This is a genomic window from Streptomyces tricolor (genome assembly GCF_002155905.1).
In the GTDB taxonomy this organism is placed as follows: Bacteria; Actinomycetota; Actinomycetes; order Streptomycetales; family Streptomycetaceae; genus Streptomyces; species Streptomyces tricolor.
Window position 1 is genome coordinate 663 of the sequence record NZ_MUMF01000830.1, and the last position, 310, is coordinate 972.

The window sequence follows — 310 nt, forward strand, 5'->3', positions numbered from 1 at the left end:
CCGCCGCGCGCAGCACGGCCGCGTTCAGCGACCCGGAGCGCAGACTTCCGCACAGTCCGAGGATCTTCATGCCGATCAGCCTACGTTCCGGAAGGTCACGGGCAGCGAGGAGAGCGCCCGGGAGACGGTGGAGGGGCGGTAGGCGGGCTCGCCGGCCAGGGCCAGGCCGGGCAGCTTCGCGAACACCAGCGGCACCGCGATGCGTGCCTCCAGGCGGGCGAGCGGCGCGCCCAGGCAGTGGTGGATGCCGTGGCCGAAGGCGAGGTGGGCGCGCTCGCCGCGGGTGACGTCGAACGTGTCGCCGCCCGGG

The 310-nt window shown here is 74.8% G+C and carries 1 pseudogene; it reads right to left on the reverse strand.

What is annotated here, in order from left to right:
* Positions 1 to 75: 75 nt before the first annotated feature.
* Positions 76 to 310 (reverse strand): annotated as a pseudogene (locus CCN44_RS40295) (cytochrome P450 family protein); the annotation flags it as partial.